21 protein-coding genes are annotated in these 22,302 nt (G+C 33.5%); 5 read left to right on the top strand and 16 right to left on the bottom strand.

The features are described 5' to 3' along the window. Positions 1-49: 49 nt before the first annotated feature. The 4 genes from AC3QL1_RS01000 to AC3QL1_RS00985 all read right to left on the bottom strand — a co-directional run bounded on the left by AC3QL1_RS01000 (position 50) and on the right by AC3QL1_RS00985 (position 3,463). Entirely contained in the window at positions 50-784 is a 735-nt protein-coding gene (locus AC3QL1_RS01000; RefSeq protein ID WP_492494381.1) for a head GIN domain-containing protein, read from the bottom strand. A gap of 4 nt (positions 785-788) precedes the next feature. After that, a complete protein-coding gene (locus AC3QL1_RS00995) occupies positions 789-2,519 on the bottom strand; it encodes a PspC domain-containing protein (RefSeq protein ID WP_492494380.1) in 1,731 nt (576 codons plus the stop codon). A 2-nt stretch (positions 2,520-2,521) separates the two neighbouring features. Continuing rightward, on the bottom strand, positions 2,522-2,854 hold the full coding sequence (locus tag AC3QL1_RS00990) for a PadR family transcriptional regulator (RefSeq protein ID WP_017498072.1): 333 nt from the start codon (positions 2,852-2,854) through the stop codon (positions 2,522-2,524). Between the two features lie 129 nt (positions 2,855-2,983). Next, positions 2,984-3,463 (bottom strand): DUF4870 domain-containing protein, encoded by a 480-nt coding sequence (locus AC3QL1_RS00985; RefSeq protein WP_492494379.1) that lies wholly within the window; start codon positions 3,461-3,463, stop codon positions 2,984-2,986. A 231-nt stretch (positions 3,464-3,694) separates the two neighbouring features. On the opposite strand from AC3QL1_RS00985, the gene AC3QL1_RS00980 reads away from it, so the two are divergent. Then, complete coding sequence (locus tag AC3QL1_RS00980; RefSeq protein ID WP_492494378.1) at positions 3,695-4,147, top strand: DUF4442 domain-containing protein; 453 nt, start codon at positions 3,695-3,697, stop codon at positions 4,145-4,147. 143 nt (positions 4,148-4,290) lie between these two features. Here AC3QL1_RS00980 and AC3QL1_RS00975 read toward each other — a convergent pair whose 3' ends face one another. The 8 genes from AC3QL1_RS00975 to AC3QL1_RS00940 all read right to left on the bottom strand — a co-directional run bounded on the left by AC3QL1_RS00975 (position 4,291) and on the right by AC3QL1_RS00940 (position 10,805). Beyond that, entirely contained in the window at positions 4,291-4,443 is a 153-nt protein-coding gene (locus AC3QL1_RS00975) for a hypothetical protein (protein ID WP_492494377.1), read from the bottom strand. A 25-nt stretch (positions 4,444-4,468) separates the two neighbouring features. Continuing rightward, positions 4,469-5,026 (bottom strand): hypothetical protein, encoded by a 558-nt coding sequence (locus tag AC3QL1_RS00970; protein ID WP_492494376.1) that lies wholly within the window; start codon positions 5,024-5,026, stop codon positions 4,469-4,471. Positions 5,027-5,116: 90 nt separating this feature from the next. Continuing rightward, a complete protein-coding gene (locus tag AC3QL1_RS00965; protein WP_492497521.1) occupies positions 5,117-7,309 on the bottom strand; it encodes a multicopper oxidase family protein in 2,193 nt (730 codons plus the stop codon). Positions 7,310-7,366: 57 nt separating this feature from the next. Next, positions 7,367-8,080, bottom strand: a complete 714-nt coding sequence (locus AC3QL1_RS00960) for a heavy-metal-associated domain-containing protein (protein ID WP_492494375.1) — start codon at positions 8,078-8,080, stop codon at positions 7,367-7,369. 229 nt (positions 8,081-8,309) lie between these two features. Continuing rightward, entirely contained in the window at positions 8,310-8,870 is a 561-nt protein-coding gene (locus AC3QL1_RS00955) for a helix-turn-helix domain-containing protein (RefSeq protein ID WP_492497519.1), read from the bottom strand. Positions 8,871-8,872: 2 nt separating this feature from the next. Continuing rightward, complete coding sequence (locus AC3QL1_RS00950; RefSeq protein ID WP_492494374.1) at positions 8,873-9,403, bottom strand: DUF3347 domain-containing protein; 531 nt, start codon at positions 9,401-9,403, stop codon at positions 8,873-8,875. A 111-nt stretch (positions 9,404-9,514) separates the two neighbouring features. After that, on the bottom strand, positions 9,515-9,838 hold the full coding sequence (locus AC3QL1_RS00945; protein WP_492494373.1) for a hypothetical protein: 324 nt from the start codon (positions 9,836-9,838) through the stop codon (positions 9,515-9,517). Between the two features lie 133 nt (positions 9,839-9,971). Beyond that, positions 9,972-10,805 (bottom strand): AraC family transcriptional regulator, encoded by an 834-nt coding sequence (locus AC3QL1_RS00940; RefSeq protein ID WP_492494372.1) that lies wholly within the window; start codon positions 10,803-10,805, stop codon positions 9,972-9,974. Between the two features lie 102 nt (positions 10,806-10,907). Here AC3QL1_RS00940 and AC3QL1_RS00935 point away from each other — a divergent pair, with 102 nt between their 5' ends. The 4 genes from AC3QL1_RS00935 (at position 10,908) to AC3QL1_RS00920 (ending at position 19,325) form a co-directional block, all read left to right on the top strand. Beyond that, positions 10,908-12,074, top strand: coding sequence for an MFS transporter (locus AC3QL1_RS00935; RefSeq protein ID WP_492494371.1), 1,167 nt, complete (start codon positions 10,908-10,910; stop codon positions 12,072-12,074). 643 nt (positions 12,075-12,717) lie between these two features. Beyond that, positions 12,718-15,891, top strand: a complete 3,174-nt coding sequence (locus AC3QL1_RS00930; RefSeq protein ID WP_492494370.1) for a SusC/RagA family TonB-linked outer membrane protein — start codon at positions 12,718-12,720, stop codon at positions 15,889-15,891. A 17-nt stretch (positions 15,892-15,908) separates the two neighbouring features. Continuing rightward, on the top strand, positions 15,909-17,720 hold the full coding sequence (locus AC3QL1_RS00925; RefSeq protein ID WP_492494369.1) for a RagB/SusD family nutrient uptake outer membrane protein: 1,812 nt from the start codon (positions 15,909-15,911) through the stop codon (positions 17,718-17,720). 27 nt (positions 17,721-17,747) lie between these two features. Then, positions 17,748-19,325 (top strand): DUF5123 domain-containing protein, encoded by a 1,578-nt coding sequence (locus AC3QL1_RS00920; protein WP_492494368.1) that lies wholly within the window; start codon positions 17,748-17,750, stop codon positions 19,323-19,325. A gap of 173 nt (positions 19,326-19,498) precedes the next feature. Here AC3QL1_RS00920 and AC3QL1_RS00915 read toward each other — a convergent pair whose 3' ends face one another. The 4 genes from AC3QL1_RS00915 to AC3QL1_RS00900 form a co-directional block, all read right to left on the bottom strand. Continuing rightward, entirely contained in the window at positions 19,499-20,071 is a 573-nt protein-coding gene (locus AC3QL1_RS00915; protein WP_492494367.1) for a pentapeptide repeat-containing protein, read from the bottom strand. 39 nt (positions 20,072-20,110) lie between these two features. Then, positions 20,111-20,311, bottom strand: coding sequence for a hypothetical protein (locus tag AC3QL1_RS00910; RefSeq protein WP_492494366.1), 201 nt, complete (start codon positions 20,309-20,311; stop codon positions 20,111-20,113). A gap of 72 nt (positions 20,312-20,383) precedes the next feature. Then, complete coding sequence (locus tag AC3QL1_RS00905; protein WP_492494365.1) at positions 20,384-21,304, bottom strand: AraC family transcriptional regulator; 921 nt, start codon at positions 21,302-21,304, stop codon at positions 20,384-20,386. Beyond that, the gene (locus AC3QL1_RS00900) at positions 21,301-21,873 is read right to left on the bottom strand and encodes a DUF6642 family protein (protein WP_492494364.1); all 573 of its coding nucleotides are present in this window, start codon (positions 21,871-21,873) and stop codon (positions 21,301-21,303) included. The genes AC3QL1_RS00905 and AC3QL1_RS00900 overlap by 4 nt, the downstream gene beginning before the upstream one ends. Positions 21,874-22,302 lie beyond the last annotated feature (429 nt).

Below are 22,302 nucleotides of genomic sequence, written 5' to 3'. Positions count from 1 at the left end.
AAATCATCCACTTTTGATGAATGATTTCTTTTATATTTAACAGATAATATTATCCCTGACTAATACTTCCTCCTGAACTGGATTGTTTTTCAATTGTTTTAGGAGTTGTATCATATTCGATATGACCTCCGCTGCTGGCATCTGCTTTCAGGCTCACGATTGGATGTACACTAATACTTCCTCCGCTTGAAACATTAGCATCAACTTCGTTTGCTAATAATTTTACAGCATCAACACTTGCACCGCTCGAAGCTCTTGTTTGAACTTTTAGCGCTTTTCCCTGAACATTGATAGAACTTCCGCTGCTTGATGTAGCTGAGATATTATCAGATTCAATGTTCACATTCATTGTTGCGGCACTTGACGATTCAAGATCTATATTTTCTCCCTGAAAAACATTTGCAGTTTGTACAGATGATGCGCTCGAAGCTTCTATTTTCTCTAGAGCTGGCATTTTTACCGTCACTTTTTTCATGGTAACGTTACGGAAAGAACTGAATTTACATTTAATTACAAGCGTTCCGTTTTCTACCTTAGTTGTAATTTCTTTCTGCAAATTATCATCCGCTTCCACAACAATTTCTGTTGTTTCAGATTGTTCGATTACAACATCAATAGCATTGCTTACTGATATGTTTTTAAAATCTCCCTGAACGATTCTTTTTTCTGTAGTTACATTTCCGCTGCCTTCAACAGTATTCATGTTTAGATTACAAGAAGCAAATAATAATGCGGTGATCGTTGCAATAAGGAATTTTGTAATATGAATGATTATTTTTATCATGGCTTTAGTTAATTTTGATTATAACTCCGTTTTTATCAGTGGTTAGCTTTCCTTTGGTTTTTTTTCCGTTTAAAACTTCTTTTCCATTTATTTTAATCGAAACTTCTTTAACAGTATCATTTTCAATTGTATTGTCTTCACTGTCATAGTCTACATCATCATGATCGTTTTCATCTGCCGGACAATCAAAACATTTGATTTTAGAACCTTCTACTTTATAATTGTAGTTGCCACTAAAGTGCAGATTGAAAAAATCATCATCAGAATCATCATAATCCTGTACAGATGCATCTGGTTTAAATAGTTGTCCTTCTGGCAAATATAAATAAATATCTACTTCCTGACCTCTAAATTTATTTTTTACATCCGTAAGAAAATAATTATCCAAAATTAAACGATTTCCGTCAATTTTAATCTTATAATTAATTTTTTCTGCTCTTTTTTTAGCGTTTGTAAATGAATTTCCTCTGGCGCTTTTTTCGATTTGTAAATAAGCATTTGATTCGTCAGTGCGCAAAACATGTAAACGAACATCGTTAGAATAAATCAATTGATTGTTTGCCGAATCCTGTACAAATTCAAATTCTCTGTGGTGATCCAGATCTTTTGCATAATAATCATTGTATCTGAACTTTACATAAAGTGTATCATTTGGACTAATGCCGATTTCTCTTTTCTCAATTGTTTTGTTGTCGTATGAAACTTCTGTAGCTTGTTTAATTCCGATGCTAATTGTAATGGCAATCGCAATAATCCAGATGGCCAACAAAGTATATTTCGTGATATTTCCAATTGATTTTAATTCCGGAGATAATAATTTGAAACCTAAAAGTGTCAAAAAGAAAAACGGAATTCCAACTGCGAAGAACATCAATAAACCAAACGACCAAATAGGATATTCTGTAAAGTTTCCTGCATCAACAAAATTCTGCCAAGGGAAATCAACAAAAACATTTGTGCCTAAAGTGAAAACACCAATCAACAACATGATCAAAACACTAATTCCTGACATGATTAAAACTACTCCTAAAAACTTAGCGAATATTTTAAAAACCGTGATGATAAAATCTCCAAATGAACTACTTATTCTCTCAGCTCCCGACTTTACCTGGTTTCCCATTTTGTCATAATCTGCACCTTTAAATCTGTCTGATAAAGATTCGATTTCTTCACGTACCTTTTTTTCGATGTTCGAAATTGTAACCGGTTCGCCTGTCATTTCCAGTTTTTCAGAAGTTGTAACCGCTTCCGGAGTTACAATCCACAGTACGAAATAAGCTAAAATTCCGGTTCCAAAACCTGCAAAAACAAATATTAAGAATATGATTTTGATCCAAACGGCGTCAATTCCAAAATAATGTCCAAGACCCGTTGCAACACCGCCAATCATACCTTTTTCTTTATCGCGGTATAATTTTTTGGTTTTTCTGTTGTTGTAATCATTAAAAGACTGATTTGTTTTTTCATCATCCTCAATAATGTAATCTTCCGGTTGTCCCATCACTACAATCACCTCATCAACATCCTTCAATCCCACAACATGTTTCTCGCTTTTTTGTTTTTCTGTTAATAATTCAGAAACACGCATTTCGATATCTTTAATAATTTCATCCTGACCAGATGAGTTGTTTAATGATCGTTTTATGGCGTCAAAATAGCGCGTTAATTTTAAGTATGCATCTTCATCGATGTGAAAAAACATGCCTCCTAAGTTAATATTTACTGTTTTGTTCATGACTATTGATTTTGATTGGTGATTAGTTTTACAGCGTCAGACAATTCTGTCCAGGTGCCGCTAAGTTCGTTTAAAAAAGTTTGTCCTATTTCGGTTAATCCATAATATTTTCGTGGTGGTCCTGAAGTCGATTCTTCCCAGCGATAATTCAGTAAACCGTCATTTTTGAGCCTGGTCAAAAGAGGGTAAACCGTTCCTTCAACCACTAGTAATTTTGCGTTTTTTAAAGTGTCTAATATCTCTGATGTATATGCGTCTTTTTCTTTTAAAACAGATAAGATGCAAAATTCAAGAACACCTTTGCGCATCTGTGCTTTTGTGTTTTCAATGTTCATAATTTCATTTTGTTTTTTTTAGATTGAACAATTCGTTTTTTGATTGATGATGATTGATTGATGATTGATTTCGAATTTATTCTGTTAGAATTAGCTCGTATAACTTATAACTTTTAACCTTTGTAATGATTACTTTATAAAAGGAATCGTTAAAGGATATTTAAAATATTCTCCGTTTGAAGTTTTTATCGAAGCATAAATCACTAAAAAGAATTCAACAACTTTTAGCAATCCAAAAAGTACTACCGCTGTTGCACCAATTGTTAATAAACCAATATTGCCCTGAAAATTGAAATTTCTGATCACGAAATCTTCATCGTTAAAAACAGCTTCCATTGGAAGGTTTTGAAAAAATACAATGACAAAAATCGGAATAGCAATTAAAGCTAAGATCAAAGTATAAAGCAATAAACTCAATTGAAAGTTCAAAGTCTGTTTTCCGTGGTGATTTACAAATTCTGATTTGTCTTTGTAACTCGTCCATATTAAAATTGGAAAAATATAATTCCCAAACGGAATAATGTACTGGCTTAATGTACTTAAATGTGTGAACGTTGCAGTGTTCTTTTCTGATGTTGTTTCCATGATGAGTGGTGTTGTTGTGTCCATGATTAAAAGCATATAGTAATTTCTTATACAAATATATGGCTAAAAGACAGTATCTTGTTTTGCATAGTACTAAATATTAACATAATTTTAACAAAGTTGAAATTACGATTGCATTAATATTACGTTGAAAATCATTGTAAAGGCTTGTGTTTATTGGCTTTCAATGAAAGTATTTCCGATTTATTGTGCGTGCATAGTTTTTTTGTATTTTTACATAAAAAAATAAATCACATGGCAATTTCAGTTTCTAAACTCAACAAATTTGTATTTTTCAAATTACCATCGGCTTATATTTGCGGTGTACGCGTAAAAGCGATCGATGCTAAAACTTGTATTGTAAGTGTAAAACACCGTTGGATTAATCAAAATCCGTTTAACTCGATGTATTTTGCAGTTCAGGCAATGGCGGCAGAATTAACTACCGGAGCTTTAGTGATTTCGCAAATTCAGCAAAGCGGCAGAAAGATCTCAATGCTTGTGGCAAATAATAAAGGTAACTTTACTAAGAAAGCAACGGGAAGAATAACATTTGTTTGCAACGACGGACATTTAATTGCCGATGCAATCCAGAGAACAATCGAAACAAGCGAGGGGCAAACTTTCTGGATGAAATCCATTGGAACCGATGAAAAAGGAGTTCAGGTTTCTGAAATGGATTTTGAATGGAGTATTAGAGTGAAATAATTTTTTTGCCACGAATTTCACTAATTTTCACTAATTGCAAATTGGAAAAAAATTCGTGCTAATTCGTGAAATTCGTGGCGAAACAGAAACATAAAAAAAGGCCTCGAATATTTCGAGGCCTTTTTGTTTAATAGTTGTTGCAGTTACTTCTTAGCGCAACATGCTTTTTTATCTTTTGCTGATTTTTTACAGCATTCTTTTTTTGCTTTTTCTTTTTTTACGGTTGGTTTAGTGTCTTGTGCCTGTAAACCAATTGTAAATAAAACGATTGCTAAAACGGTAAATAATTTTTTCATTTTTATAATGTTTTAAAGTTGTTTGTTAGTCTTCTGAGTAATATTGAGAAACCCATTTATCAAATTCAGTTTTGTATGCTTCTTGTGCATTTGCCAGAATTGATTCTGTTTCTTCTACCGGATCCAGGTTGAAGTTTTCTTTAAGCCATATCTTATATTCCGGCAAATTTTCACTTTCTTCATAATCCTCTTCATCTTTATAGAAATACGCTTCTTCGTGATCAACAGAAATCTCAGTATCAAAAGTCAGCAATTGCATAAATTCGAAGATGTTTTTTGCTACAATATGATAACCGCCTTCATCGCCAAAAACAACAACAGGCAATTCGTTCAAAGATTTATTTGAATCGTTATTCCATAAAACATACATAGAGCCGGAACCGTTTGCTTGTGCAAAAGGCATTAATTTATCAAGAAAAGCTTCATCTTCAGACCAGCTTGAAATTCCGGATTTGTCATCTTCATATAATCCAAAACCCTGAGAATAATTTTCGAATCCGAGTTCTTCGTTTATTTCAAAAAATAAAGCAAGTTCGTTTGTAATTTGATTGTTAAAATTCTTTTTGAAATCTTCTAATGTCATAGCTTTTAGTATATTTTAATGGCTTAATAGAGGAGAATTGTTCCATCCAAATATACAATTTTTGCTTACTTTTTAATTAGAAATTAAAAATTAGTAACTCAAATTTAATCCAAAACCAATTCCCATATCGCTGTCATAATGTGTCGTAATTCCAAAATTTCTCGCAACGATATATTTCAAACCGGCCATATATTCCTTATCGGTATTCCACATTAAATTCATTCGCAAACGTTTAGAAAGCGGAATATCTTTTCGTTCAAACTGTACTCTCACATTTCCATCAGTATAGACTTCGAGCTGTGCTTTTACCAGCATTGGTACAGTATATTCAACACCCGCGCTAAAAACAGAACGATTGTCTTTGGTATTACTTTGACCAAAAAGATTTTGTTCCTGTTCGTCCATTCCCATTTTTCGGTATCGCCACTCAAAACCTATAAAAGGCATTAACCATTGATTTTTGCCAATGTATCTTCCAATATGTGTTTCAGTTTCATAACCATGTTTATCGTTGTAACCCAACCTCCATTCGGTTCCAATGCTCCAGCGCGTGTTGCTGTACATGGCTTCTCCATCATTTCCGTTTGAGGCAAAATCATTTTCGCCCATAAAATGAAACATTCGATCGTCCATTTTTAACATTTTGTACGCCATTTCCGGATGATGAATCAACGGATTTGGAGCTGAATTTTCGTAACTAAAAATACGTCCCATTCCAGCCATCATATGATATAATATATGACAATGAAAAAACCAGTCGCCATCAGCATTTGCCTGAAATTCGATCGTGTCCGTTTCCATTGGCATAATATCAATAACATTTTTTAATGGTGAATAATCACCGTGTTCATTGATAATTCTAAAATCATGTCCGTGTAAATGCATTGGGTGGCGCATCATCGATCCGTTATACAATACAATACGTATATTTTCTCCTTTTTTAATTAATATTTTATCTGTTTCAGAAACTACTTTGTTATCCAAACTCCATACATACCGATTCATGTTTCCAGACAATGTAAAGTGTAATTCTTTTAACGGCGCATCTTTTGGCAGCGTTGTTTTGGTGGGAGATTTTAGCATTCCGTAATTCAGAGTCGTAATTTCTGCAACTTCTGTAGTATCATTTGACATTTCCATTTCTTCCATAGTATGGTTCGAATGATCTTCTGGCTTTTCAGATTCGTCTTCTCCGGAAATTTCAGGATACATTACCGTATTCATGTCCATTTTATTGAGCGACATTTTCATGCCCATATCGTTCAATTCGCCGTTCATCTTCATCATATCGTTCATCATTTTCATCCCTTCAAAATATTTTAATTTCGGAAGATGTGAAACAGGCTGTTTAGTTCCTTCCCCTAAAAACAAAGAAGCAGATCCTGTTCGGTCTTCGGCTGTAGCCAAAAAAGCAAATGATTTATGATCTTCCGGAATCGTAACTACAATATCATAGGTTTCAGAAACGGCAATAATCAAACGGTCAACCTCAACGGGTTCAACATCGTTTCCGTCGCTGGCCACAACCGTTATTTTTCCTCCGCCATACGTCAGCCAGAAATAACTTGAAGCACCACCGTTTGCAATTCGTAACCGAACTTTATCGCCGGCTTTAAATTGAGAAAGCTGATCTTCGTTTTTTCCGTTAATTAAAAACTTCTCATAATAAACATCACTCACATCCATGGCATTCATGCGTTTCCATTCGTTAGTGACTTTTGTAGAAAATTGTCCCTTTTTTATGGCTTCGGAATAACTTTGAGTCGTTCCTTTTTTTATGGCAAACCAATCATTTGCATTGTGAAGCATTCGTTGAATATTTTCCGGTTTTAGATCCGTCCATTCGCTTAAAATAACCGGAACAGTTGGCAAATCATCAATTCCTTTTCTAAAAGTCGAATCGTCTTTCTTTTTGTTGATGATAAAAAGTCCGTATAAACCAATTTGTTCCTGCAACCCGGAATGGCTATGATACCAATAAGTTCCATTCTGAATAATCGGGAAAGTATATTTGTGAATTGTTCCCGGTTTAATGGGCATTTGTGTCAAATACGGAACGCCGTCTTCCTTATTTGGAAGAAATAATCCGTGCCAATGTAGCGCCGTATCTTCATTTTTTAAATCGTTATGTACATAAATTTCTGCAATATCGCCTTCGGTAAAAGTTAAGGTTGGCATCGGGATTTGTCCGTTTACGGTAAGCGCGCGTTTTTCTTTTCCGGAAAAACTGACAATTGTGTCGCGAACATGCAGATCATAACGAACAACTTTTTGCGAAAGCATAAACTGGGTAAAAAAGAACAATAATATTATTGTGAAAAAATGTTTCTTATAATTCATTTAGACTAATGTTAAAATCATAATTAAACTCATGACGATCATTAGACCATCTTCAATAATTGTAACAGTGCTCATTGGCAAATTGAAAACAGCACCCAAACAAGCGCACTGAATTTTCTTTTTGTTCAAAACAGATTGTAGAACTCCAACGATACTAATACTCATGACGATAAAAGTAACCGCATTTGTTAGCAAAGGATTGAAATTCAATAAATAAGAAATTCCTAAACCAAGTTCGAGAAAAGCATACACATAACCCCAAACCGGAATTTTTCTGGCCAGAACGTCATACATCATATAGCTTTCTGCAAACCCTTTTAAATTGAGCATTTTAAAAAATGAAAAAACCAAAAAGAAACCTGCCATAAAATGCTGCATAGCCTGCATATAATCAAAATGATGATTGCTGAACTGAATTAAAACCGTTACTAAACTGATATAAAAAAAGATGAGTACAATAGGTTTATAAGTCTCAAACCAGGATCTTGTTTGCTCTACGGTGTCATTATGAGTTACTGCTGAGATTTGATATTTAGGGTCTAATGCATTTTGCAAATCGGCTAAAGCAACATTTTTGTCCATCGTTATAGTTGCGGTATTTTCATCTTTCGAAACGGCAACATTTGTTATGTTGTCAACATGCAAGAGCGCTTTTTTTACTTTCTCTTCACAACTTGAACAAGTCATTCCGGTAAGTTGATATGTATGTGTCATTGTTTTATTTTTAAGTTTACAATGCAAATTTCCGACGTAATATTTACTTCGGTTTGTAAAATTTTGAGAATGATTTGCAAGATTATTTTAGCCGCAAAAAGGGCGATCTGAATAACATAGCCCAAGGTTTAACCTTGGGATCCATGTCCTGATAAATTCATTGTGTTCCAATGGTTGAAACCATTGGCTATGTGAACTATCTTTGTAATCTTTGCCGTTAAAATAAAAATTACAAATTCTCGATCTGAATTCTTTTTTTATCTTTCAACTGTTTAAAATAAGTAGGGGTATAACCGGTGATTTTCTTGAACTGATTGCTCAAATGGGCGACATTACTGTAGTTTAAAATATCAGCAATTTCGCTTAACGAAAGTTCATTGTAAAGCAACAGTTCTTTTACCTTTTCTATTTTCTGACTTATAAAATACTTTTCGATGGTGGTATTTTCAACTTCTGAAAAAAGGTTACTAAGTGTACTATAATCCTGGTTGAGGTTTTCGACTAAATAATCAGATAAGTTTACTTTTAGGTCATTATTTTTATGATGTACCAAATCGACAATCAGAGTTTTAATTTTCTCTATTGTTTTACTTTTTTTATCATCAATAAAATCAAAACCTAAAGCCTGCAGGTTTTTAAGTAAAACCTCTTTTTGATCTTTGGTAATAGAATCCTGCAGTTCAACTTCGCCCAATTCAACAGAAAGAGTGTGAAGTCCAAGTTTTTCAAACTCAGACTTCACCACCATTTTACATCGACCACACACCATGTTTTTGATGTAGAGCGTCATCATTATTTGATCGTTTCTACCACATTTCCGCAAGTAAGCATCGAAGAACCGTAATACGGATTTTTAACCGCTTTTTCCTTGCTTAACCAATCTGCATCTGCCATTGGGCAATATTGTTTGTAGACAACTTCGCCTGATTTTGAAACTTTAATCAGGTCGTAAGTATTTTTTGAAAGCGATTTAAAAGTTTCGCGTTGTTTTTTAAGATCTGCAGTTGTTGAGATACTTTTGGCATCAGCTGTTAGTTTTTTTACCACTTTCATCCAAACTGTATGTTCGTCAGTTTTTAATTTGTCCATTTTTACCGCAGTAATGGCAGACAGTAAATCTTTGGCTTTCGCCGAAGTTAACTTGGCATCACTTTTAATTAAGGCATCTTTTACCGTAAAGTAAGCATCATAAACAGTTTGCAATTGACTTGAAGTAACATCTTCAATTGTAGTCGTTTCTGTTTTAATTGAATTTGCCTGAATAGTGTTTGCAGAGAATAATAAGATGATTATTACTGCTATAGTTGAAATTGAATTTTTCATTTTATATGATTTTAGTGGAGAATTTGAATTTCTCTAAGTTAAATAATTAATTTTTCTTTTGAGTCTTTGTGCCATCGTGGCAAAACCCAATTATGGCTGTCAGAAATACAATTATTTTATTTTTGGCGGCAGCCAAATAGAAGTAAAACCATCAGAAATACTGATATTTTTATAATATGGAGTCGTTTTCTCAAAAGAGAAATTGAATAGATTAGTGTTGAAATTAAATTCATTAATTGCAATCAGACTATATTGCAGGCTAGAAGTTGTACAGCCGGAATGATTGCATTTTCCGTCACAGCCGTGTTGCTCTTTTTTAGAATTCTGCTTTTTTTTGCAGCAATCCTTTTCACAAGAATCTGAAGTTTTTTCCTTTGCATTGCTTTTTTTTTCACAAGCCACTTTTTCTTCAGGCATTCCACATGCATAACTCATGGTAGACATCAAAAAGAAGCCAAACGTTAAAAAAAGAAATAATATGTGAAGTTTTTTCGTCAATGCAATTTGTTTTCAAATACAAATTTAGATATTTTTTTTAAGAGCTGCTATTTATTTAAGATTTCAAATATTATGTTTTCTTGAAATCAGTTGGGTTCATGTTTTTTCGTTTTTTGAAATAATTTGAAAGATGACTTTCATCTGTAAAACCAAATTCATACGCAATTTGTTTGATAGGCAATTGATTGTTGTGAATTCGTTTTTCGATTAAAGTAGTTCTCAAATTATGAATATAATCCCGATAACTAATGGTGAAAGTTCTTTTAAAATAGGCACTAAAATAGGTTTCCGCAATATTAAAATGACTTGCAATTACTTTAATCTGAACCAATTTTGGATTGTAGATGTTCTGATGGATGTAAGAAGTGATTTGCTCATTATCAATAGAATTTCCTTTTACAACTAAATTTTGGCTGCGCATTGTTTCTTTGATTAATCCAAAAATTGAAAGAATCTGGTAAAATACAATTGGTGAATTCGAAATATCGGTTTTACAATTATAAGCAGCAATGTTTTCGATTGTATTTTTTAATATTGTTTTGCAGGGATCGTCTAATTTAAGGACGGTTTCTTTTAGTGTTTTGTCACGCATGAAACTTTCCGGAGTATGAATTAAAAATTCATCGCAGGTAAGGTTTTGTTTTGAATTAAAATAACTGTCGGTAAATTTTATATAAAAGAAACGAGTGCTCTTTTTGATGTCAAAATAATGCTCGTCTTCCGGAGAAATCACAAACAAATCTCCCGTTTTATAAGGTAGTAAATTGTTATTCAAATGATGAATTCCGCTTCCTTTTTTAATATAAATAATTTCATAGTAAGTATGCGTGTGCGGCGGAAGGTGAAATTTCTCATCTTCAAATTCGTCAATAACAAGCGTTTCAAATTGATTCAACTTCGGCATAACCTAAATTTACAAGTTTATATCGCAAATGTACAATTTATTTTAAGCAGAACAGTGTTAAATTTGCGTCATAGAAAATCTAATCCTTTCTTGTAAAAACAAATGAAAAAAAGTCTTATCGCGCTCTCATTAGGAGGTTTAACTATCGGAATTACCGAATTTGTTATGATGGGTTTGTTACCGGATATTGCCTCAGATATGAAAGTTTCGATTCCCGTTGCAGGATATTTAATTTCGTCTTACGCTCTTGGCGTGGTTATCGGAGCACCTTTATTAGTAATCTTAGGAAGAAACTTTGCTCCAAAGAAAATGCTTTTAATATTAGCTTTGATGTTAACTGTTTTTAATGCGCTTTCGATCATTGCACCCACTTATAATTTTTTATTCGCATCCAGATTCCTTTCCGGATTGCCGCACGGAGCCTTTTTTGGAGTAGGAGCGGTAGTGGCAAGCCGTTTGGCGGATAAAGGCAAAGAAGCTCAGGCGATTGCCATCATGTTTTCAGGATTAACGCTGGCGAATTTAATTGGTGTGCCAATCGGTACTTATATAGGTCATCATTTTATTTGGCGCTATACCTTTATATTAATTGCAATTGTGGGATTACTTACATTTTTGTTTATTTCTTTATGGATGCCAAATCTGGAGAAAAATAATAATGTAAACATGAAAACGCAATTAAAGTTTTTTCAGCAAATTGATGCCTGGTTGATTATTGGAATTACTTCAATTGGTTTTGGAGGATTATTTGCCTGGATTAGTTATATCGCACCTTTATTAATTAATGTTTCTAAATTTTCGGCAGAAGATGTTTCTTATATCTTGATTTTAGCAGGTTTCGGAATGGTGGTTGGAAATTTTGCAGGCGGTAAACTGGCAGATAGATTTTCTCCCGCTCCAACAACATTGGCCTTACTATTTGTAATGTCTATCGATTTGATTTTGGTTTACTTTTTCTCTTTCAATCAATATGTTTCTTTATTTCTGACATTTTTAACCGGAGCCATTTCTTTCTCAGTTATTGCACCAATTCAGATGTTAATGATCAGAACGGCCAAAGATGCTGAAATGATTGCTTCCGCGTCACTTCAGGGGAGTTTTAATATTGGAAATGCATTAGGAGCTTTTCTTGGCGGATTACCACTTACGGCAGGTTATAGTTATGCTTCTCCAAATCTTATAGGTGTAATAATGTCTGTTATAGGTATGATTATCACCCTTATATTAATACAAAGACGAAAAACTTCGGTACAGCTGCAAAGCGCTTAAAATATATTTCATACAAATTAAACCTCTGAGCATTTTGTTCAGAGGTTTTTTTTATGTCTTTTATTTTCTTTTTTAACGTTTGTTCATTCTTTAATCTTCCTCATTGAATAGCTGTAAAACCCACTGCGTATTATTTTATTTGTTAATTTTTTAAGAGTCTGTCTAACTCTGACTTTGATTTAAGTGTAGTTTTCACACCTGATAATTTTATAATTTTTCTTCTTGTAATCGATTGTTTTTTTAGCAAATTAGAAGCAAATGGTTAATTAATAAAAATATATTTAATATTTATTGATGATATAAATTACACATGTCATATAAAAAACAGCTTTATTTTTTGATATGTAATTTTTTTTAGGAAATTTTTATGAATTTTAATTTTTTATATTGAAAAAATATCTATGTTTGTGTAATCGATTACATGATGGTTACATTTAAAGAAATATCATCTTTTTATTTAGAAAAAATCATTCTGACTTTTGTATTCTAATGCTTGAAATTATTAAGAAAAATATATAAAAAACAAAAAACCACTAAAAACTAGACTAATTAATAACTTAAACACAAAAACATGAATTTTAAAGATTTATTTAATAAAAGAACAAAATGCAGTTTTGCATTTGTTTTCTTATTATGCTTATTTATGAGCAATCAAATAAGTGCGCAGAATGTTACACTTGAGGGTACTGTTAAGGATGCCGCAGGTTTAGGTCTTCCAGGCGTGAACGTGTTAGAAAAAGGTACAAAAAATGGTACTTCAACAGATTTTGACGGACGTTATAAAATTAAACTGACGAACCCAAAAGCGGTTATTAGTTTTTCTTTTATAGGTTTTAAATCCAAAGAAGTCTCGGCTGATGGAAGAACAAAACTCGATGTTTCATTATCTGAGGATTCTAATAGCTTGAATGAAGTTGTAGTTATTGGATATGGAACTTCTAAAAAATCTGATTTAACAGGTGCAGTTTCTACTATTTCTGGTAACGATTTGAAAAAAGTACCGGTGTCAAATGTAGCCGAAGCTTTAACAGGTCGAATTGCCGGGGTACAGGTAACTTCGTCAGAGGGTTCTCCGGATGCAGACATCAGAATTAGAGTTCGTGGAGGAGGTTCTCTTACTCAGGATGCTTCCCCTTTAATTATCGTAGATGGGTTTCCAATAAACAGTATGAATGATATTTCTTCTTCTGATATTGATTCCATGACCGTTTTAAAAGATGCCGCTTCAACTGCAATATACGGATCGCGTGGTGCAAACGGGGTAATTATTATTACAACAAAACGCGGAAAAGATGGTAAAATGGCAGTGAATTTCAATATGTTTTATGGTATGAAAAAGATAGCGAATCAAATTGATGTTTTATCGCCGGAAGATTATACTAAGTGGCAATATGAATATGCTTTGCTTTCGCAATCAGGAACAACAAAAGTAGATTCTAACCCACCTTCATATACTAAGTATTTTGGAAATTGGCAAGATCACGATATGTACCAAGGGTTAAAAGGAGATGATTGGCAAAAACAAATTTTTGGACGCACAGGTGAGGTACAAAGCCGCGATTTAGGAATTAGAGGTGGAAGTGATAAGGTTAATTATAATTTTAATTACGCTCATTACGATGAAAAGGCAATTATGATTGGTTCAAATTATAAAAGAAATAACCTTTCTCTTGCATTAAATAGTAAAATAAGTGATAAAGTGGATGTTGGATTTACAGTGCGTTATTCTGATACTGAGATTGATGGTGGAGGTGTAAACGAACAAAATGAAAAATCTTCGACAGATTCCCGTATGCGTACTATTGTTGGTTATGCACCAATTCCGGTAGCAGGTTTAACTTCTGGAGATGTAGCCGGAGATGGATCAGATGTATTGATAAATCCTTTAGTTTCTGTTTCTGATAATGATCGCCAGCAATTTCGTAAAAACTTTAATATGTTAGGAAGTTTTGGATGGGAGATTGCAGACAATTTAAAATTGAAAGTAGATTTAGGTTTGGATAATTTCAATAATTTGGATTATCGTTATTATGGTCTGACTACTTATTATGTAGCCAACGCTCCGGTCGGTCCATTACAAGGTATGCCAGCCATGATTATGGGAGATACAAAAGACAAACGTTTTAGAAATGCAAACACACTAAATTATGATTTCAAAAAAATAATGGGCGAAAACCATCATTTGAGTGCTTTGGTAGGAGAAGAAAGTATTACCTATAACTCAAATACGGTGACGACTACGATTCATGGTTATCCTAAGTTTTTTGATTTCGATAAAGCAAAAAAACTAACAACTCAGGGAACTCCGCAAGCAGTAGATAATTACTATAGCCCTGATGATAAATTATTGTCATTTTTTGGACGTGCCAATTATGATTACAAAAATCGTTACATATTTACAGCCACATTTCGTGCCGATGGTTCCAGTAAATTTTTAGAAGAGAATCGTTGGGGATATTTCCCTGCTTTTGCAGCAGGATGGAAAATTTCTGAAGAGAATTTCTTAAAAGGTCAGTCTTGGTTAAATCTTCTAAAGGTAAGGGCAAGTTATGGTGAAGCAGGGAATAATAATATACCTGTTGGACAGCAAATTCAAATTTTTCAGTCTACATCAACAACATGGATTAATGGGGTTACCAGTATCTGGGCACCTTCTAAAACAATGCCTAATCCTGATTTGAAATGGGAAACAACAGTTACTCAAAACGTTGGTTTAGATTTTGGTTTTTTCAAAAATCGCCTAAATGGTAATTTTGATGTCTATAAAAATATTACGAGTGATTTGTTAATTAACTTTCCGGTTCCTGGATCGGGATACGATTTTCAATATCGTAACATGGGAGAAACGCAAAACACAGGTTTCGAGGCTACTATAAATGTTGTGGCTATTGAAAAAGCCAAATACGGATTGAATTTTTCATTCAATATGGGAATAAACAAAAACCGTATTAACTCATTAGGTGTTATGAATAATTTTGGACAGGCCACAGGTTGGGCTTCTTCACAAATTGGAGATGATTATTTAATATCCGTTGGTTCGTCATTAGGAACTATGTATGGTTATAAAAATGATGGAAGATATGAAGTTTCAGACTTTGATTTTGTTGGAGGAAAATATGTTTTAAAAAGCGGCGTAACTCCTACTGCTACTACTTTAGTTGGAGACGGAAGTTCTCTTAAACCCGGAGATATGAAATTGAAAGATGTTAATGGAGATGGTGTTGTAGATCTAAAGGACAAAACAGTTATTGGAAATGTAAATCCTAAAAGTTCCGGTGGTTTTGTTATTAATGGAAATGCTTATGGATTCGATTTAATGGCAGCTTTTAACTGGAGTATTGGAAATGACATATATAATGCTGATAAAATTGAATTTTCGACAGCTACTGCTTCAGGAGAGTATAAAAATTTAAATTCAACAATGGCTGATGGAAAAAGATGGACAAATTTAGATCCTGCTTCAGGTCAGTTAGTAACAGATCCTACTGCATTGGCAGCTCTTAATGCTAATACTACAATGTGGTCTCCCTATATGAGAAGTGCAATTTTTACTGATTGGGCAGTTGAGGATGCATCGTTTTTAAGATTAAATACTTTAACATTAGGTTATACGGCGCCTGAGATGTTTACATCTAAACTTGGAGTTTCTAAATTGAGATTCTATCTAACGGCAAGTAATGTTTTTGTTTGGACTAACTACTCAGGTTCTGATCCGGAAGTTTCAACAAAAAGAAAAAACCCACTTACACCTGGGGTTGATTCAAGTCCTTATCCAAGAAGCAGACAAATGGTTTTTGGGATGAATCTTAATTTCTAATTTTAAATTATTACAAAATGAAACATAAAATAATAATAGCAGGATTGATTATTTCTGGTTTATTCAGTTCTTGCCAACAATTTGAAGATGATTATTTAGATGCACCAGCAGAATCAACATTAGATGCAGCTTTAATCTTCTCTACACCCGGACTTACAAAGGGAGCTATTGATGGAATTAAAGTGCCATTTGCCGAAACCAACTCTTACAGAGGACGTTTTTTACCTTATTACGGATTAAACACAGATGCAGAATGGTATAATGCTTCGCAAACGGCTGGAGATAAAGCAGATTTATGTGTTTATGATGCAAAGCCGGGTAACACAGAGATGAATACGACTACTAATGCTTACGCGATGATGTATTCAGGTATTGAACGTGCAAATGTTTGTATCAAGGGTATACGTCAATATGGAAATCCTCAACCGGGAACAGAAATGGGGCAATTATTAGGAGAAGCTTTAACGCTAAGAGCAATTTACTATGCTGATTTACTTAAAGCATGGGGAGATGTTCCGGCCCGTTTTGAACCGATTACCAGTGAAACTTTATATTTACCTAAATCAAGCAGAGACGTTATCTACAAACAATTAATTGCAGATATGGGCGAAGCAGCAACATTGGTGGCATGGCCTAACGAAACTGCTTATACAAATACTGTTGAGCATGTAAATAAAGCTTTTGTAAAAGCATTTAGAGCACGTTTAGCTTTGGCTGCAAGTGGTTATCAACAATATCCTGACGCAGTAAGAAGAAGTAAAGACCCGGAACTTTCAGTTGCCCTGATGTATGCATTGGCATTAAAAGAATCTCGTGAAGTGATTCAAAGTGGTTCTGCTCATTTAGAATCTACTTTTGAAGGTTTGTGGAGAAAATACAATCAGGAAATTACTACTCCGGGAGGAGAATCTCTTTGGGAACTTCCTTTTGCTGATGGTCGTGGCCGTATGTTATTTACGTTTGCAGTAAAACATACAGCAGAGGATCAATTTCAGAAAAACGGAGCAAATCGAGGAGGTGTAGCAGGACCATTACCATTTGTTTTTTACGATTATGATCAAACAGATTCACGTAGAAATGTTACTTGTGTGCCATATAAATGGGGTACTCCTGTAGCAGCATCTCCTTATCCAATAGCGAAACAAGAGTTGGGAACGTTAGATACCTGGTATTTTGGTAAATACCGTTATGAGTGGATGACACGCAGAGTTACTTCAGATAATGATGATGGAGTTAATAAAATGTACATGCGTTATGCTGAGGTACTTTTAATTGCTGCAGAAACAGCTAACGAATTAGAAGGTCCCGGTGCGGCAATGCCGTATCTGAAAGAAATTAGAAGAAGAGCATTTCCTGCAGGTCAACAAGCTGTTAAAGTAGAAGCGTATGTAAATGCTTTGGGTAGTAAAGAAGCGATGTTTAATGCTATTGTTGAAGAAAATAAATATGAGTTTACAGGAGAAATGGAACGTAAACAAGCGCTTATTCGCTGGAATTTACTAAAAACAAAATTAGATGAAGCCAAAGTAAAAATGGCAAATTTATCAGCACGAACAGGTGAATATGCTGATGTACCGGCTGTTTTATATTATAAATATCAAACAGATAATGTAACTCTTGATATCTACGGATTAAACAGAGGTGAAACTGCAAATCCCGGTGCAGCTTATACTACTTTAGCATGGACATGGACAGGAACTGCTGCAGATACTAAGATAAATTCATTGTACAAACCAGGCGTTAATCCTGATAACAGACAATTCTGGCCAATATGGCAAGTATTCATTGATGGAAGTAATAATCAATTAAAAAATGATTACGGTTATTAAGATCTTAGAAAAAATTAATAAGTTATTATGATGAAAACAAAATATATATTAAAAGGATTAATAGCCACATTAGTATTTGCATTTGCAGTTTCAGGCTGCGACAGCTATAATGAGGGATTATTAGACAATATAGGAAATACAAGAGAGTTTTCTCCGCTTGGAGTTACGGCAAAAGTTAAAAATCAAACTACAGTTGAATTAAACTGGACTCTGAAACAACAAGAAGTGGCAGATCATTTTGTAGTAGAATTTAGTGCAGATGATCCTGAATTTAAAACCATTTTCAAAACAATTAATGTTACATTACAACAATTGCCTATACAAGTTGCATTAGAAGGAGAAACAGTATATTCAATCAGAGTAAAAGCAGTTGGTACAAACGGATTGGCTGATTCTGGCTGGTCTGTTATAACAGCAACAACTTTGTCCGAACAAATTTTCTTTCCTGTTTTGGAAACAGATATTGAAGGAACATCTGCGACTTTAAGATGGACACCTAATAGTAATGTAACACAAATTACTGTTGCTCCGGGAAATATTTCGCACACCATAACAGCAGCCGAAAAAACTGCCGGAGTTGCTACTGTAACAGGACTTAGCGGTGATACATCTTATACTGCTACATTGCTAAACGGAGCAAAAATAAGAGGTACAGCAACATTTACAACAGGAGTAGATGTGTCAACCGGAACTGTAGTTAATCCGACAGATAATTTAAATACAATCATAACGCAAGCGGCACCAAATGCAAAACTTTATCTAATGCCTGGAACTTATAGCGCTTATATTGGCGATATAGTATTGACTAAACCAGTTATTATTAGAGGAGTGAAAAGATATGACAAACCATTAGTAAATGTAACGTTTACTGCTGCTGCCGGAGCTTCTGCAATAAGTTTGATCGATTTAGATTTAAGTGGTATAGGAATCACAAACTCAGCACTTCTTACCGTTACCGGAGCTTCAAGTATCTATAATGATATTTTAATAAGCGGTTGTAAAGTTCATGATTATACACGTGCCTTAATTGCTGCGAATGCAAGTGCAACAAAAGTAAAATCATTTGTTGTAGACAATAGTATCGTTAGAAATGTAAATACAAATATCGGTGCAGATTTTATTGATTTCAGAAATACGTATGTTGCTGACATTATTCTTAAAAACAGCACATTTGATAATTGTTCAACCGGACGTGATTTTGTTAGAGTCGATGCAGTTGCGTCTCCTAACGGTTTTTCAGGAACCGGATTAACAACAAATGTATTAATTGACAAATGTACGTTATACAAAGTATCGAATACAGTAGCGCCAAAAAGAATATTATACGTTCGTTTTGCTTCTAATACGTCGATAGTCAGAAATACTTTGATTGTTGAAACTACTGCAATTCATTCAAATCAGAGTACCACAACAACACCAATGTTTAGCCAAAACTATTATTACAATGCGCCAAGTTTTATGGACACAACGATAGCTTTAAATAAAGTTGATGCTACAGGAGTTACGGCCAACCCGCAATTCGCAAATGCAGCAGCAGGTGATTTTACACTAGGTAATCAAACCTTAAAAGATAATGCAATTGGAGATCCGCGATGGATTAAATAAAGAATATTTATAGAGTTAGTTTAAAAGGGATGCAGTTTAAAAAACTGCATCCCTTTTGTATTTCTAGCTTTGTCAGAGTTTTAAAACTTTGACAAAGCCTGTTTAAGTTTAAGAAAAACTGAAAACTGAGACTGAAAACCGAGACTGAAAACTGAGACTGAAAACTTCCAAAACTACTCAATATCCAAATCAAATTTCTCTAGTAATCCTGCAAGTGCAGCATGTGAAACTCTAGTTCTTTTAATTTTATTTTCAGATGGATCAAAGGCATAATTTCTCGAAGATCGAAAATCTGTTTTTTCCAGAATACATTCTACGAAAGTGGCATTTGATAAATCGCAGTTTTTAAAAATAGCCAAAGACAAATCCGTATTCGAGAAATCGACATCTTTTAGCGAGCAATCGATAAACTGGGTTTTCTTTAATTTTTTATAAATGAAAGTTGAATAATCAACCATACAATCCTGAAAATTCATCGAAAATAAAAAGCTGTTACTGGCGCTAAAATCCAAGCCCATTAATTTACAGCCAATAAATTTGATGTTTTTTAAACCTGTATTTTTAAGAATCGCCAAGGAAAGATTACAGTTTTTAAAAGTGCAATCTAAAAAATCAATATAACTGAAATCACTTTTTGAGAAATTACAATTAATAAACTCGCAGTTTATAAATTCATTATCAGATAATTTTTGATCAGAATAATCAATAGTGTCAAAAGTTTTGTTTTGATGAACGGCAGTTTCCATAATAATAAGTTGAGGTTGAGAGCGGGCAAATGTGATTTTTTATTCTAATTCGATACAATCAAAAACATCGTTTTGAAGAAGTGATTCGGATATTTCTGTTTCACTGTCGATTCTTAAAATATTATCGCAATCTTCAAGATCAAAATTCCATAATGCATGAGGTAATAATTTGTGAAGTATTGCAGTTGCTGATTCTAATTTTGATTTTGAATCAACAGTTGTTTTAAAAACATAAATCATAATTTGCTCTTTTTTTACAAGGCAAATTTCAATAAATCAACAATGAGTTTAATAGGATTCGGCAATCAATAATTAGGACTTATCAATCAATTTTCGATATTGAACAGGAGTAATGCCTTCTTGCTTTTTAAAGAAACGGCTAAAGTAAGAATGATCCTCATGTCCAACGGAAATAGCAATTTCACTAACAGAAAGTGTTGTTTGAAACAGTAAATATTTCGCCTCCAGCAAAATGGTTTCATCAATCCATTTCGCAGCAGATTTACCAGATACGGTTTTTACAGATTTGTTTAAATGATTGGGCGTCACATTAAGTTCTGAGGCATAATAATTAACCTGATGTTGGGTTTTAATATTGTGATGAATCAGTTCTTTAAATTTTCCGGTAATAATTTCAGCGGCAGAAATGCTTTTAGAAGTTTGAACAGAATTCTTATTCATTTCATAAAACAAAGCAATTAAATACGCCTGTACAATATTCAGATTTGCAATATCATTTTCTGTATATTCCTGCTCTAACCGATTCAAAATTGATGTGATGGATTTTACATCTTCCGCTGCCAGACTAATTTTAGGATTTCCGGATATTTTCAAAAAATCAAAATCATTCAGCATTTCGCGATTGCCATATTTCCCAATTAAAATATCGGGGTGAAATTGGCAAATGTAACCGGTATGTTTGGTGTTAACATCTTTTAGTGAAAAAATCTGACCCGCCGGAACCATGATAATTTCATTAGAAACCGTTTGGTATTCTTCATAACCCACTTTCATTTTGTGAATTCCCGAAGTAATAAAAATTAAAGTATGACAACTGTGTTTAGAAGGCGGAACAGGATGTTGCAATCGCATAATTTCCTGTAATTTCAAACAAAAAAAATGATCAGAATTTGATTTAAAAAGTAAATGTATCGGATTATCTTCACCAAGAAACCGCTCACGGAATCCTTTGGCGCCGTATGTTTTTACATTTTCATCAGTTTTTATTTTCATTGTTTAAAATAGTACAATCTAAAATCGAGCAATTGGCAAAGCGCATGATGTTTTTGGTACAATTCCTCAACAACTTCAATAAGATCGTCATTATCCTGATACAAACTAAAAAAAGCTTTATCAATTGTACTGCTGCTTGCAATTTTATTATAAGTCGAACCGTAACCTGAAATCGCTCTTGCGCCGGTTACATCCAGAAAATATTGTGCTTCTTCTTCGCTTAAATCCAGTATTTTTTTATTGGCAAAATGAATCACTTTCCCTTTCATTTTTCCTTCAAAAAGTTCTGCTATTTCTTCAAGACTATAATAATAATCATGAAGACAGATATTGTTGGGTTCACCCGGCATTACCAAATAAATAATCTCATAATCCTTAAAATTATGATCTTCATAAAGTAATACATTTAAACTTTCTTCAAGGCCTTCAATGGTATCACAAGTTTTATAGATACTTGCAATTCCCTGATCAATGGCTATTTCTTCCAAATTTCTAACTACTTGAGTCTCGATTTGCGCATCTACATCAGGAACGCCTTCAAGACAGAAAATAAATTTATCATGTTCCATATTAATACACTTCAGTTTGTAGTCAGTGATGAAAGACGCAGTTTGTTTCCGTTTTAGACAAATATATTTTTTATTGTCTAAAAACTGTTACACGACGAGGATTTTAACGCATTTTTTAGATTGGATATATAAAGAAACAATTTTTTAAACAGAAATATCTCCGTGAAATAAAATATTCTGAAGTCTGATTTCATATTTCTATTCAAAGCAAGATATTCAGGTAGGTAAAATGCTAAGTGTAAATACGTGTTTTTTACAGAAAATAATTTTATCTCAACTTGTAAGAAAAGTTGTTAGGGCACATTCTGCTTAGCTTTTGTAAAATGACATTTATTTTCGAACAGAATGTAATCAAAATAGTACTTTTTGTTTTGTTTTTTAAATGTTAAAATTTATATATTTGACTGTCTTTTAATAATGTTTGATGGT

It is taken from the genome of Flavobacterium sp. GW823-FHT04A11 (assembly GCF_058796535.1).
The sequence above is the reverse complement of the archived record's forward strand: the minus strand, read 5'-3'. Positions and strand labels throughout refer to the sequence as shown.